Here is a 14,092-nt window from a genome sequence, read left to right as displayed (position 1 = left end):
TGTTCTGCCAGGCATCAATCAAAGGTTAAACCGTCGTATGTGACTTTCCAATGATACCTTGCGAAGGATTTCAGCCTGCTTGGGGCCGATCAGGTCAAAGTGCGGGTAAGGCATGCGATGATGAATATATTTTGGATCGAGTCCGTGATCAATACACCACTGCTTCAGACGGACCAGATCAGAGCACCCCACTTTTGTTACTGTCTTATATTGCGGAAATCTGGAATCGTACCAATAGTGGGTCAGAAATGCGATTTCACCTTGACTCACCGCTTTTTTCCATTTTTTAAGCTCTTGCTTCGAGATGCCAAATGCCATGTTTGTTTCATCCCCGTTTCAGTATTCTTTCCTATTATATCAGCATATACATGGTTAATGTACAAACCTATCTTTATATGAGTGGGGGGCGTCAAAATGATATTAGAAGCGGCAACATTGTATATCAAACCTGCAGCTATTAATGATTTTGAGAGTGTGTTTCGCTCAGCATACGGTATTATTTCCAAAATGCCGGGTTACCTTGGGCATGAGCTGTATAAATGTATCGAGAACAAAGATGAATATATTTTGCTAATTCGCTGGAATACCATTAAAGAGCATTCCATCGGACTACACCAATCTCCGGAATATAAGGAATGGAATTCACTGCTTCAACCATTCTACGATCCGAAACCTACTGTAAAGCATTATATCGATATTCGTGTCGAGGGAAGGGAATTCGAGCGTGAGAAGCAAATGGTTCAAGCAGATTTATCTAATGAAGAGGAAGAACTGTAATTAGATGCTATAAGCTCAATGGAATTTTTTGCATCATCAACGAATTCGTTTATAAACAGGTTTTTCAGACAGTAATGGCGAATTTATATTTCGTTAGCAGTCTACATAAGGAGTGGTTACAATCTCAGATTATAGTACAGTTCGCGAGCTGTCTCAAAAAGTTCGGGCAAATGTTGGCAAAGTGATCATAGGAAAAGAGGATATTGTAGATAAATTGTTTATCGCATTAATAACCGCAGGGCATGTTCTGCTGGAGGATGTGCCGGGTACAGGCAAGACGCTGCTGGCTAAGTCAATGGCCAGGTCAGTCGATTGTACGTTTAAACGAGTTCAGTTTACACCTGATTTGCTGCCGTCTGATTTAAGCGGAATTTACTATTTCAATCAGAAAATATCCGAGTTTGAATTTCGTCCTGGTCCGCTGTTTACGCATATTTTGTTAGCGGATGAGATTAACCGGGCAACGCCGCGCACCCAGTCCGTTTTGCTTGAATGTATGGAGGAACGGCAGATTAGTATTGATGGAGTGACCCATAAGCTTGAAAATCCTTTTCTTGTAATTGCAACCCAAAATCCGCTGGAGCAGCAAGGGACCTTCCCGCTGCCAGAGGCGCAGCTGGATCGCTTTCTTTTCAAGCTGAGTATGGGGTATCCGACTCCCGATGAGAGTGTGCTCATTTTAAAGCGTTTCAAAGAGGAGCAACCGCTAGAGCAGCTTGCCGCAGCAGCTTCTGTCCAGGAATTGCTGCAGGCAAGACGGGTTGCCGCCAAAATGTTTGTCAGCGATGATGTATTGAAATATATTGTGGAATTGGCTGAGCGCACACGTAAGGATGAATCCGTTGCTTCCGGAGTCAGTCCGAGGGGATGTCAAGCTTTGCTCAAAGCTGTTCAGGTACACGCGATTTTGCAAGGACGGGATTTTGTTACCCCCGATGATGTGAAGTTCTTGGCATCTGATGTCTGGGCACACCGTATACTGCTTCGCGGAACAGCCCGGACTCGCGGACAAGCTGGGGCTGCCGAAGAAGTGATCAAACGTATTTTGCAGCAGACGCCGGTTCCGTCAGAAGACAATATTAGACCATAGGAGGAAAGAAAGCTTATGGGAGCATATTGGATTCTTCTGGTCGCTGCGGTGGTTCTTTTGGTGCAGGCAGGGTTGTTTCGACGGTTTGCTCTTCGCAAGCTGACATATAACCGCGCATTTAAAGTATCAACCTGTTTCGAGGGCGAATCGCTAGAGTTGATCGAAGTCATTGAAAATCGTAAGCTTCTTCCCGTACCATGGCTTCGGGTAGAGTCGCAGTTCCGCATGGGAATCATCTTTCGGGGTCAACGCAATTTGGATATTAGTGAAGGACAGTATAACCAGAATCACAAAAGCTTTTTCAGCTTGCAGCCATGGACGAAAATAGTCAGAAGACATGATGTGACGGCAGCTGAGCGGGGCGTGTACCGATTAGGCACGGTATCCATGACCTCAGGTGATCTTATTAGCTATCACAAGGTGGTTCGAAGTTTTCCCCTGGATGGTAAGCTGGTTGTTTACCCTGAGCCGCTCGATATATCTGAAATGAGTTTGCCAGTACAGACCTGGATGGGAGATATGATTGTCAAGAGATGGATTGTGGAGGACCCGTTCCTTCGATCAGGAACCAGAGAATACCTGGACGGTGATCCCTTAAACAATATAAACTGGAAAGCGACCGCCCGAAGCGGATCTCTGCAGGTTCACAGGCGAGATGCAACGGCAGACTATCGGATTAAGCTGTATTTGAACATTGAAGATCATGAGTTGATGTGGAGCAAAGCTACCCGCCCTGAACCGGTTGAATACGGAATTCGTTTAGCGGCAGGCATAGCCTCTCATCTATTGTCACAGGGGATGGAATTAGGACTTGGCTCTAACGGAAGTATGGAAGAAGCAACTGAATTTATCGATATACCAGTCTCCGGGGGAAATGAACAGCTGGAGTTGATCTATGAATCACTTGCAAAATTGGAGTTAAGCCGCATACTCTCTTTTCACGATTATTTGGAACAGGAACTTCATCGGTTGGATGGAAATCATGATATCTTGGTGCTGAGCACCTATATGAACGATCGTCTGCAATCGATGCTGGACCGTTTTAAGGAGGAGGGACACCGGGTTCAAGTTACGATTTTGCAGGAGCCGGGCCTGAAAAGGAAGGTGGCAGCGATATGAAATCCTTGTTCAGGGATTTGCCTCGGGCGATGGGGCAGGGCGTGGTTGAGTGTTTGTTGTTTTTTCCAATCCTGTACATCCCGATGGCGTATCTTTTTAGTCAATCATACATGATTGTATGGCTGATCGTGCTCATCTTCGGATATGCAGGAGGATTTGCAGCCAGCCGGTTATTCAGATTAAACACATACTTCAAGCTGGCCTTTTGGGCGTGCGTTATAGGCGTTTTGGTATCTATGTCGCTCTTTGGCCTATCTCTCGCTCTATTCGTAGCGGTTCCGAGCTTTATAACGGCGTTCTATCGGGGAGGCCGAATGGAACATATCAGCTGGTACACCCTGTTTCCTGGGCACTATTACTTGATCGGGTTGATCGCATATGGCGGAAGCAGTTTTGTATTGAGCTTTGCCCCTTCGTTTGATCCGTATTTTTCTATTTTAACTGTGGCAGGTGCCCTGGCACTCATCGTTACTTTGTTCATTGTGAATCGTAATTCTGTTGAAGAACAGTCCATTCCCGGCTCAGAAGGCCCCGTCATCGAACGGCGAGTGCTTCAGCAAAACAGGGGGATGATTGTTGCTTTGCTGCTCATCATAGGCGTGATCGTTTTAATCCCTCAATTGCAGCAGTGGCTTTCTGCATTAGGAAAAATGATTGCCTCCTGGTTTGCGGGACTGTTTAATTCAACTCCCGAAGTCCATGAACCGCCTCGAGAGAATCTTCCGGAAGTCGGCAATCTGCCTTTTTCCGAGGAAGCAGCGTCACCGCCAGCATGGATGGAGTTCATCGAGCAACTGGCACTTTATGTTTTTTACGTGATCGTTACAGTTCTGATCCTATTTTTGTTGTATCGTTTCGCCCGATCACTTCCAAACTTGCTTAGAAAAATATCTGTCTGGATGAACCGTTTAATGTCAAGGTCACCGAACAATGAAGCTTTGCTCGGCTACGTGGATGAAGAAACAGAAATTGAGCATGAGAAGGCGATTCATCGGTTCAAACGTTTGCTCAACAGAGTGCGTGGAAGTGAATCATCTGAAAGAAACGGTGAACCCGATCATAATGCAGCCAGAATAAGAAAGCTATATCGAAAGATATTGATTCGTAAAATACAGCAAGGATATCAATGGAACAAGTCTCGTACACCCAGAGAAACCGGGCAGGACCTGAAAGCGTGGGGTAAAGCCGAGGAACCGATGTCAGAAAAATTTATTCATCTATACGAACAAGCTCGTTACGGACATCGTACGATTACCGATGAGGAGATGCAAGACAGCCTCAAGGAGCTTAAACATCAATAAGGAGTGGGCAACATGTCAGTACAAAAAGAAAGCAATGTCACAATCGATTACGGAGATCTTTCTGTAACCGGAGGGATTTCGGTATTTTCAGAGGAGTTTGATCAAGTTTTTTACTATGACGGTTCGGATTTGGGACTCCATTATTCGCCTGCCAGCTCAAAGTTTCGTTTATGGGCTCCTACAGCGAGTGAAGCCTTTGTTATGCTCTACGAGGATTGGAATAGCCCTGAGGGTACAAAGATTCCGATGCAGCGGGATGTGAAGGGCACTTGGATCGCTCATGTTGAAGGCGATATGGCGGGGAAATTTTATACATATGTTGTTCGGGTCGGCAGCCAGTGGAATGAAGCCGTTGATCCTTATGCGAAAGCCGTTGGTGTAAACGGAGACCGTGCTGCAATTATAGATTTGGCAAATACCGATCCTGAGCGCTGGACCCAGGATAAGCCCAAGTTCGGGAATGCAGTGGACGCTATTATTTATGAAGCGCATATTCGGGATTATACGATACATGACGGCAGTGGTGTGCAGAACAAAGGGAAGTATCTCGGTCTGACTGAAAAAGGAACCCGTGGCAAAGACAATATTGTGACAGGGCTGGATCATCTTAAAAATCTCGGTGTAACGCATGTTCAACTGCTCCCATTTTATGACTATGCTACGGAAAGTGTAGATGAGACCCGATTGCACGAGCCTCAGTACAACTGGGGATATGATCCGAAGAACTATAATGTGCCGGAAGGTTCCTATGCTACCGATCCTTATCGGCCGGATGTGCGTATCCGGGAGCTGAAGCAGCTGATCCAGACGCTGCATGACGAAGGGATTCGGGTCATTATGGATGTCGTGTACAACCATGTGTATGACGGTTATCTTGTCAATTTCACGAAGCTCGTTCCGGGTTACTATCTTCGCTATACAGCAGACGGCAAGTTTTCAAACGGATCTGGATGCGGAAATGATACGGCAAGTGAAAGACCGATGATGCGTAAATTTATAATTGATTCCATTTTGCATTGGGTTCAGGAATATCATATCGACGGCTTCCGATTCGACCTGATGGGTCTGATGGATATACAAACGCTGAATGAAATTCGCAAGGAGCTCGACAAGATCGATCCTTCCATTATGATGATCGGCGAGGGCTGGAATATGGCAACCGAGCTTGCACCGGATGAACGGGCCAATCAGCTGCATGCCGCTAAAATGCCAAGAATCGCTCATTTTAATGATGAGTTTCGGGATGCTGTTAAAGGGGATATTTTTGTTTACGAAAAGAAAGGCTTTATAAGCTCTGGAAAAGCTTTTGAATCCCTCGTCATGTCGGGGATTGCTGGCGGTATTCCTTATAACGATGAAATAAATTCATTTGCAATGGAGCCTGACCAGACGGTAAATTATGTAGAATGTCATGATAATCACACCCTTTGGGATAAAATTGTCCTGTCTACCGAGGGAGAGAGTGATGAGCTTCGGCGAGCGATGCACCGGTTGGCTTCATCCATGACTTTGACCAGTCAAGGGATTTCCTTCCTTCATGCTGGACAAGAATTTTACCGCACCAAAGGCGGGGATGAGAACAGTTATAAATCCGGAGATGAAGTGAACCGATTGGACTGGGATCAGGCGGCTGAACATAAGGAAGGTACTCAGTTCATTCGCCAGCTGATCCAGATTCGCAAGGAGCATCCGGCTTTCCGGATGACAAGTGCGGATGAAATACGAAAGCATTTATTCTTCGAAGAAGCGCCTGAGCATGCCGTTGCTTTCACGATTCGTGATCATGCGAATGGAGATCCTGATAAGCATTTGTATGTGCTGCATTATGCAGGCAGAGCAGCGGTTGAAGTGAAACTTCCGGAGCTGGGCTCCTGGCAGTTGTTATTTGGAGAGGAATGGGTTGAAAGCCTGAATGATCATGCATTAAAAGTTAGCGGAATCGGCACCGTCATTCTCGTCTCCAAGTCGTAAATCAGCACGCTGATCAATTTCCAACAAATACTTAATGCTTCCAATCTCCTTCGTCTGATATGCTGATGTATGTATATTGACGAAAGAATTGAGGCGTGCTTGTGAATAAATATGTGCTGTCTCTATTGGTGTGTTTGATCTTTCTTTCGAGTGGATCTACTCCGGTGGAGGCGAAGAAGGCCCCAAGCCAACCCGTTTTTCATGATATCTCTGAAAGCTATGCGAAAGAAGCGATTGTTCGCCTGGCCAAGAGAGGGATCATAAATGGAAATGGCGCTGGGGCTTTTCTGCCGCGGGAAAGTATCACCCGAGCAGAATTTACGGCGATGCTTGGGAGATTTTTAAAGATGGAGCCGGTACAAAATGATCTGCCAGCATATCGAGATGTTCCGATCCAGGCTTGGTATTATGGCTGGGTTCATAGCGGGACCAATCTAGGAATCGTTCGCGGTAAAGGAGACCGGTTGTTTAAACCGATGGACCCCGTGACAAGGCAGGAAGCCGCTGTAATGATCGTTCGTGCCATGAAGCTGGATGCAAGTGGCCAAGATGCAGCTGCAGCGTCCCGATATAAAGACTCGGACAAGCTTGCGTCTTGGGCAAGGTACGAAGTTGGAGCAGCCACAGCGGTAGGATGGATGCAAGGAAGCGAGGGGCTCTTTCGTCCCCATGATCCGATAACCCGGGAAGAGACCGCGGTGCTGCTGGACAGAGTTTTAAGTTCCGGCAATGTGTTGAATGTTCTGGATGCAAAATATGATCCGTCAGGTTCAGGCATACAGATGGGCTGGCTATATAACGGAACAGCAGAGCAGTACATTTCATATGCCAAATCTGCTGGGTTGAATATCCTTGTGCCACGTTGGTACTATATCGAGAGCGATGGGACTGTCTCGGACCAAACCGATCAGGAGCTGCTGGAATGGGCCAAGCTTAACGGCCGTGAAGTATGGGGAATGATTGGAAATCGTTCGAATGCAGTAGCGACCCATCAAATGTTAAGTGATAGAAAGACCAGACGCTTCGTTGTAAATACGCTGGCGGGTTATGTTGTGAAGTATGACCTAGACGGTATTAATGTGGATTTTGAAAATGTGATGCCTGAGGATCGCGAATATTTAACGGCTTTTATCCGGGAGTTGTCTGCTGAGATTAAACGGCTGGGGGCTGTAACTTCAATCGATGTATCTCCAGACTTCGGATCGGACTGGACAGCCGCTTTCGATTACGAGGCTTTGGGTAAATATGCTGATTACGTAGTACTCATGGGATATGATGAGCACTGGGGCGGTGCGCCAATAGCTGGGTCGGTATCTTCATTGCCGTGGCTGACCTTTGCAACAGATAAACTTTTAACTCAGGTTCCAGCCTCTAAAACCGTGATCGCTCTTCCGCTGTACACCCGGGAGTGGAAGCTGCATCCGAGTGCAGGTTCAGAGGACATCAGTTTGATCGAGCAGGGAAGACGCATACGCCAACATTCATCTTCGCTCGTATGGAATGAGACTGTCCAGCAATATGAGGCGGAGTACACACGTTTGGGAATACAGCGCAAAATCTGGACCGAGGATGCCCGGTCCTTGTCCATGAAGCACAGTATGATCGAGGATCGGCATATCGCCGGAGTTGCTTATTGGTATCCAGGATCAGAAACCCCGGATGTGTGGCAAGCTATTTGGAATATGAAGCGGTACAAGAGCTATTCATTTCATCACGCGATATAAAAAAGGCAGTCCCAAAAAGGTCGAATGGACCGGGGACTGTCTTCTTATATCGCTTGTTCAATATTTATTTACTGCCTTGCGGTGCAAGGCGCTTTTCGAGCCAACCCATACCTAAGTCGGCCACTACAGCCATTAAAGCAGTCGGTATAGCACCCGCTAAAATAATAGCTGTCCCGTCTGTGACGTTCGTTCCACGGATGATAATAGCACCTAAACCTCCAGCGCCAATAAAGGCGCCGATGGTTGCAATACTGATGCTGATGACTAAGGCCGTTCTTAGTCCAGCCATGATGACGGACAGAGAAAGCGGCAACTCAACCATACGCAGCAATTGAAACTTGGTCATGCCCATTCCGCGGCCTGATTCAATTAACGCGTGATCCACACTGCGTATTCCCGTATACGTGTTGCGGATGATGGGTAACAGGGAGTATAGAAATAAAGAAGTAACAACTGTATTTGGTCCAAGTCCCATGACAAGCATCAGGACGGCTAACATCGCTAATGATGGAATCGTTTGGATGACGTTAGTGATGGAAAATACCCAATGGCTTAATTTGGCGTGTCTGGCAATGAAAATGCCAATCGGAATACCGACAATGGCAGCAAACAGAACACCGTAGGCAGACATTAGAAAATGTCTATAAAACTCTTCCCACACATAGGAGTAGTTTTGTGCATAGTAGTTCCATAATTCGGTTAATGTTTGCAAAATATCACCTTCTCTCGCTTATCACTCAAAGTAATTGTTCTTTTCAAGAAACTCCTTGGCAACGACATAAGGTTCTTTCATTTTTACATCGGCTTCATAGTTCATCAATCTCATCGTTTCTTCATCAATTTTTCCAGCTAAAGATTCAAGCACATCACGCACTTCGGGATACTTTTCCAACGCGTCGTTTCGCGCTACCGGAGAAGCGTCATAAGGCGGGAAAAAGTTTTTGTCATCTTCCAGATTGACAAGATCGAATGCTTCAATCCGTCCATCCGTTGTATATGCTAATACGACATCCATTTCACCATTCGCTACTGCTTGGTAAACGAGCCCGATTTGCATGGGATATGTTTTTCCGAATTCAAATCCGTATTGTTTAACAAAGCCTTGATAGCCGTCTCCTTCCCGATTCAGCCAAGAGTTATCTACTCCTAACCGAAGCTCAGATGCATAAGGCTTAATGTCCGAAACTTTCTTTAAATTCTTTTCTTTAGCCAACTCACTCGTTACGGTAAATGCGTAGGAGTTTTCAAATCCATATGGATCAAACCAAGTTTGGTCAAAACGCTTTTCAAACTCACGCTGTACAATATTTAAAGCTTCATCTTTATCGGTAACAAGGTCCATCTTCAACGTACCGGGCAAGTCCGTTCCCGTATATCGGGTTGAAGTGATGTCGACTTCCCCTTGGTAAAGTGCGTGATGCTGAACGATGGAAGAACCCATATTCCCGATGATTTCAGCGTCATAATCCGTCTTATGTTCAATGAGTTGTTTAATGATATAGGCAACTGTCATGGATTCTGAGGTGTTCATTGCTCCGATTTTAATGGTGTTTTTAGATGATCCGCTAAGTCCGGGCAAAGAGCATCCACTGAATAGAACTAGCGACAGAATAACCGGAATAATAAGCAGTTTTTTTCGTGTTACTTTCAACAAAATGCGGCTCCTCCTTTCTAGGCGGCCTCTGATGAAATTCGGATTCCTTTAGGAGTTAAACGTTCCTCTAAACGTCCAAACAAATAGTCGACAATCAAAGCAAGTAAAGTAGCTGGAATGGCTCCTGCAAGTATGAATTCGGGTTTGAACAAGTTTAGTCCATCAAAAATAAAATCTCCTAAGCCGCCTGCGCCGATGTACGATGCAAGTGTTGCCCATCCGATTAAATAAACAGTCGATAACCTTATACCTGCCATAATAACGGGAATGGCCAAGGGGATCTCTACCATTCGGATTCGTTCCCAACCTGTCATTCCCATACCACGACCTGCTTCCAGAAGACTTTTATTCAGGTTGCAAACTCCTGTATAGGTATTGCGAAGAATGGGGAGGAGAGAGTAGATAAACAGAGCCGTAATGGCCGGAACCTTTCCAATGCCCAAAAGAGGAATAAAAAAGGCTAATATCGCCAAGGTAGGGAATGTTTGAATGATCCCGACGAATGAAATAAATTTATCAGCTACTTTGGGAATGCGCGTTAACGCGATTCCAAGCGGAACAGCAACAAGAATGCCAAGAGAAATCGATATTAGTGAAATATAAAGGTGTTCCCATGTTTTAAACAATAATTGGTCGCCATATTCAGCAAAAAACGTTCGTAATGTCTCCAAATGATCACTTCCTTCGTATGGTACACTTCATATCAATTCGATGTATTTCCTGTCATTATTCATCATTCCCCCAAATGGAATCATAAACAATATTTGCCAAGCTGGCGCGTGTCACGATTCCGGTAAGCCTGTCCTTCTCATCGACTACAGGAACATAGCGAAATCCGTTACGTAAAATTCTGCGAACCGTATCGCGCAGAAGCGCATTTTGCTTCACTTTATAAATATCGGTCTGCATAATTTGATTAACATGGCCTTGTTTTCGTCTGTTTTGTTCAATCATTTCAATATCAATCATACCTTTAAGCACATTGTCATGATCGACCACCAACAAGGAATCCACTTTGCGGTTTTTCATGATTTTTATAGCTTCTGAAATGGTATTGTCTTCGCTGATTGTAATAGGATCTTCATTCATAATTTGAGCTACCGTCTGAAGTGTTGGTCTGGATTCGATCAGGCGATGCTTTCCAATAAATTCTTCTACAAAATCATCGGCCGGATTGCTTAGGATTTCTTCTGGCGTACCGACTTGAACGATTTCTCCATTGCGCATGATCACGATACGATCAGCCAGCTTAATGGCTTCATCCATGTCATGGGTAACGAAAACGATCGTTTTACCAAGGGATTGCTGTAGCTTTTTAAACTCATCCTGCAGGCTGTCTCTTGTAATAGGGTCCAACGCTCCGAATGGCTCATCCATTAAAATAAGTGGCGGATCAGCAGCAAGTGCACGTAATACCCCGATACGCTGTTGTTGACCGCCACTTAATTCATTTGGATAACGATCTAAATATTCAGGACTCATATCCACCAGCTTTAGCAATTCTTCTGCGCGTGCACGACGTTTATCAGCAGGCCAGTTCAGCAGTTTGGGAACCAATGAAATATTTTCGGCAATGGTCATATGAGGGAATAAACCGATTTGCTGAATGACATACCCAATGGACCTTCTCAGCTCGACTTCATCTTTATCTTTAATGTTTTCATTATTGATGTAGATGCTGCCTTTTGATGTCTCAATTAACCGGTTAATCATCTTCATGGTCGTTGTTTTTCCACATCCACTTGGTCCGATGAATACAATGAATTCCCCGCTTTTTATATCCAGATTTATATTATTGACTGCAATTGTTCCGCCTTCATACACTTTAGAAACGTGATCAAACTTAAGCAAAACAAAGTCCCCCTTTCTTGTTTATCTTGAATTAAATTCCTTTTTTGCCGTCTTACTGCCTTAAAAATAATTATAGAAGATTGACGAATGAAACAAAAACAGCATATCACTCCATAATCTTTATAAGATATGTAAAAAATATATTTTATACATTTTATACTGCTTCATTCTTACAAATACTATGTTTTACTATGGATTGGGTCCAAATCCGTGAGATTTGTTTTTTTTGTTTTTAATGGAACTATGGTATATTAGCCTTTACAATAATGTATTGTTCAAGGGGTAAATATGAATGGAGAAGCTATCACACCAAATTGAAAAATTAGAAAATGAAATGATTGAGAAAATAGCAGATAATGTGCATACGTTTGGGGTTTCAAAAACAGTGGGAAGAGTGTTTGGCATCATTTCCATGCGCAAGGAACCGATGACACTTGAACAATTGTCAGAAGCAATGGGTATGAGTAAAATGCGAATGAGTCAAGTGGTTCGTGAAATGATCGAATTGAATATTGCCGAGAAAGTTTTTGTGAAAGGTGTGCGCAAAGATTTAATTCAGGTGGATGATGACTATTATCAAACATTTATAGCGCTGTTTACTGCAAATTGGCGCAAGACCATTAGTAAAAGCAGGCTCCATGAGCATCATCTGCATCAGCAATTACTCAAACTCCAAGAAGAGGTTCATCTGAGTGAAGAGACTGAAGAACAAATAAACATTTTATTAAAAGAAATAAAGAGATCCCTTGATTATTATAATTGGATTATTCGTTTAGTTGAATTTTTTGAAACAGGGGAAATCTTCAAGCATGTTCCTAAAGTAGAGGATTGACCTTTCTATAAAAAGCGGTTTTGCCCAATTGGCGCAGAACCGTTTTTTTGTGCGATCTGATGAAAACCAGATTTCGGGCAATAGCGTAGTAACGAGTTAAATATTGGAGCTTTATTGACGATAAAGAGGAAGTGCGAGTCCAAATTAGTGATCGTGAGGTGATATGTGAAATAAGTATCATATGAATGATGACGAAAATCTATCCAAGTTCTTTACAAGGCAGGCGAACAACATGACAATAGCAATCGGAATTTTGATTTTTTTAGTAATTAGTTTCCTTACGAAAGAGTTTCCTGGTTCCATGTTTGTAATATTAATATTGACATTTACGGCATTTGCATACTTAGGAATTCTGGAATATTTAATAAATGAAAAAGAAGGCTGGCTACTTGCCACATTAACAGGTTATGGACTGGGAATAATGAGCAGAGTAGTGGACAAATAAGCCACAGGGATGGCTTCGCTCGTACCGTTCCAGCTTCCATTCTAAGTTCTATTCTGCCATCTTAAAGCCCTGCATCATCCATCTAAAAAATCATAAGCACTGTGTGGGCTTCAAGTACTGGAGTTATGACATAACTCAAGGGGCAGTAGGCTGTTTCAGCCAATCCAATATACGATTTACAGCAGACTTATGCAAGTCATGCGGAAAGTGGTGCCCATGCTCTTCATACAGATGAAGGCAGGCGTTCTTTTCTAATTTTAGCAGCCGCTCGTACATATGTATTCCATGCTTTACAGATACTTGCTCATCCTGACCGCCATGGACTATCAGGACGGGGCATTGAATTCGATCTGCAAAGTGAAAGGGAGACCGTTCGAGGTATCGCTCGGGGTACTTACCCGGCGTGCCTCCAATGACTCTCTTCAGCATTCGGCGCAGGTCAATGCGCTCATCATAGCTTTGCGCCATATCTGATATGCCGCTCCAAAGGACCAGCTTGGATATGATGGGATTTTCTACAGCTGCCCTGGCCGCATTAATCGACCCTCGTGAGAATCCAAGGATATGGATGGATTCTGTGTCTATAAAAGGAAGCTTAGCAAGCCAGGCTATCGCGGACAGAACATCCATGACATCCCTTCCGCCGAACTCGTCCCGACCCTGGCTTCCTTCATTTCCGCGATAGGCAGGAGCAAATACTACATGTCCTCTAGCTGCAAACTGACGCAGCCAATCGAGTTTGACGGCACCATATTTACCGATGCCCCCGCGGCAATAAATAAGAAGTGGCAGCTTGTTTGATTGAATTGCAGTTTCCTCTTGAAGTTCTTCGCTTAATGGTGATGCTAATATTTCTATATTCGATATTTCAGCAACAGATTGCTCTATGTATGACCCTACAGAAATACCTTGGTATTGTGTAAAGGTTGTTGGTATGCATATATAGCCCTTCACTTGAAGATTGTCTGACATATACATCGTTTGATAGATCATGCTTAATCCGCCCTTTATGTTTGTGTTGATTCACCGTCGTTATATCATGCTTTAACGGTTTGAACCGTTTGTTTGCGGTGAGCAGTAAAGTTTAAAGTGACTATACCCTTAAAAGCGGTAGTGAAGCAACACGGGAACTAACTGGTAAAAGTTACATCTTTAAAAATATTGGTTTATATGTTATATTAAATATCCGTGATTGATATGGCGGTCGTGGCGAAGGGGTTAACGCACCGGATTGTGGCTCCGGCATTCGTGGGTTCAAGTCCCATCGATCGCCCTTAAAGTTTTCAAATTTTTAAAAAAGGCAGTGAAAAGATCGATTTAAACCGATC

14 protein-coding genes and 1 tRNA gene are annotated in these 14,092 nt (G+C 44.1%); 9 read left to right on the top strand and 6 right to left on the bottom strand.

The window, feature by feature from the left end; all coding sequences use genetic code 11:
• Positions 1–18: 18 nt before the first annotated feature.
• On the bottom strand, positions 19–318 hold the full coding sequence (locus C8268_RS00850; RefSeq protein ID WP_106765920.1) for a hypothetical protein: 300 nt from the start codon (positions 316–318) through the stop codon (positions 19–21).
• A 96-nt stretch (positions 319–414) separates the two neighbouring features.
• Between C8268_RS00850 and C8268_RS00845 the strand changes: the two genes are divergently transcribed.
• From C8268_RS00845 to C8268_RS00820, 6 genes are all read left to right on the top strand, one after another.
• Positions 415–777 (top strand): antibiotic biosynthesis monooxygenase family protein, encoded by a 363-nt coding sequence (locus C8268_RS00845; RefSeq protein WP_106765919.1) that lies wholly within the window; start codon positions 415–417, stop codon positions 775–777.
• A 112-nt stretch (positions 778–889) separates the two neighbouring features.
• A complete protein-coding gene (locus tag C8268_RS00840) occupies positions 890–1,867 on the top strand; it encodes an AAA family ATPase (RefSeq protein ID WP_234032635.1) in 978 nt (325 codons plus the stop codon).
• A 15-nt stretch (positions 1,868–1,882) separates the two neighbouring features.
• On the top strand, positions 1,883–2,986 hold the full coding sequence (locus tag C8268_RS00835) for a DUF58 domain-containing protein (RefSeq protein ID WP_106765918.1): 1,104 nt from the start codon (positions 1,883–1,885) through the stop codon (positions 2,984–2,986).
• Positions 2,983–4,287, top strand: coding sequence for a DUF4129 domain-containing protein (locus C8268_RS00830; RefSeq protein ID WP_106765917.1), 1,305 nt, complete (start codon positions 2,983–2,985; stop codon positions 4,285–4,287). The genes C8268_RS00835 and C8268_RS00830 overlap by 4 nt, the downstream gene beginning before the upstream one ends.
• 12 nt (positions 4,288–4,299) lie before the next feature.
• The gene (gene pulA, locus C8268_RS00825; protein WP_106765916.1) at positions 4,300–6,258 is read left to right on the top strand and encodes a type I pullulanase; all 1,959 of its coding nucleotides are present in this window, start codon (positions 4,300–4,302) and stop codon (positions 6,256–6,258) included.
• A 101-nt stretch (positions 6,259–6,359) separates the two neighbouring features.
• Positions 6,360–7,982: an S-layer homology domain-containing protein gene (locus tag C8268_RS00820; protein ID WP_106765915.1), complete on the top strand. Its 1,623-nt coding sequence runs from the start codon at positions 6,360–6,362 to the stop codon at positions 7,980–7,982.
• A gap of 64 nt (positions 7,983–8,046) precedes the next feature.
• Here C8268_RS00820 and C8268_RS00815 read toward each other — a convergent pair whose 3' ends face one another.
• From C8268_RS00815 to C8268_RS00800, 4 genes are read right to left on the bottom strand one after another with little or no spacing between them, the layout of a single operon-like run.
• Positions 8,047–8,694 carry an ABC transporter permease gene (locus C8268_RS00815; RefSeq protein ID WP_106765914.1) on the bottom strand — a complete coding sequence of 216 codons (648 nt, stop codon included), beginning with the start codon at positions 8,692–8,694 and terminating at the stop codon, positions 8,047–8,049.
• Between the two features lie 21 nt (positions 8,695–8,715).
• Positions 8,716–9,633 carry an osmoprotectant ABC transporter substrate-binding protein gene (locus C8268_RS00810; RefSeq protein WP_234032939.1) on the bottom strand — a complete coding sequence of 306 codons (918 nt, stop codon included), beginning with the start codon at positions 9,631–9,633 and terminating at the stop codon, positions 8,716–8,718.
• Between the two features lie 20 nt (positions 9,634–9,653).
• Positions 9,654–10,307, bottom strand: a complete 654-nt coding sequence (locus C8268_RS00805) for an ABC transporter permease (protein ID WP_106765912.1) — start codon at positions 10,305–10,307, stop codon at positions 9,654–9,656.
• Between the two features lie 55 nt (positions 10,308–10,362).
• Positions 10,363–11,487 (bottom strand): betaine/proline/choline family ABC transporter ATP-binding protein, encoded by a 1,125-nt coding sequence (locus tag C8268_RS00800; protein WP_106765911.1) that lies wholly within the window; start codon positions 11,485–11,487, stop codon positions 10,363–10,365.
• Between the two features lie 292 nt (positions 11,488–11,779).
• Between C8268_RS00800 and C8268_RS00795 the strand changes: the two genes are divergently transcribed.
• Together C8268_RS00795 and C8268_RS00790 are read left to right on the top strand one after the other, a co-directional pair.
• Positions 11,780–12,319: a GbsR/MarR family transcriptional regulator gene (locus C8268_RS00795; protein WP_106765910.1), complete on the top strand. Its 540-nt coding sequence runs from the start codon at positions 11,780–11,782 to the stop codon at positions 12,317–12,319.
• 232 nt (positions 12,320–12,551) lie between these two features.
• Complete coding sequence (locus tag C8268_RS00790) at positions 12,552–12,764, top strand: hypothetical protein (RefSeq protein ID WP_158702651.1); 213 nt, start codon at positions 12,552–12,554, stop codon at positions 12,762–12,764.
• A 135-nt stretch (positions 12,765–12,899) separates the two neighbouring features.
• Here C8268_RS00790 and C8268_RS00785 read toward each other — a convergent pair whose 3' ends face one another.
• Entirely contained in the window at positions 12,900–13,757 is an 858-nt protein-coding gene (locus tag C8268_RS00785) for an alpha/beta hydrolase family protein (RefSeq protein WP_106765908.1), read from the bottom strand.
• A 207-nt stretch (positions 13,758–13,964) separates the two neighbouring features.
• Between C8268_RS00785 and C8268_RS00780 the strand changes: the two genes are divergently transcribed.
• Positions 13,965–14,037: transfer RNA gene (locus tag C8268_RS00780), tRNA-His, on the top strand.
• Positions 14,038–14,092 lie beyond the last annotated feature (55 nt).

Source organism: Paenibacillus faecalis, assembly GCF_900289175.1.
Classification (GTDB): domain Bacteria; phylum Bacillota; class Bacilli; order Paenibacillales; family Paenibacillaceae; genus Paenibacillus_AQ; species Paenibacillus_AQ faecalis.
The sequence above is the reverse complement of the archived record's forward strand: the minus strand, read 5'-3'. Positions and strand labels throughout refer to the sequence as shown.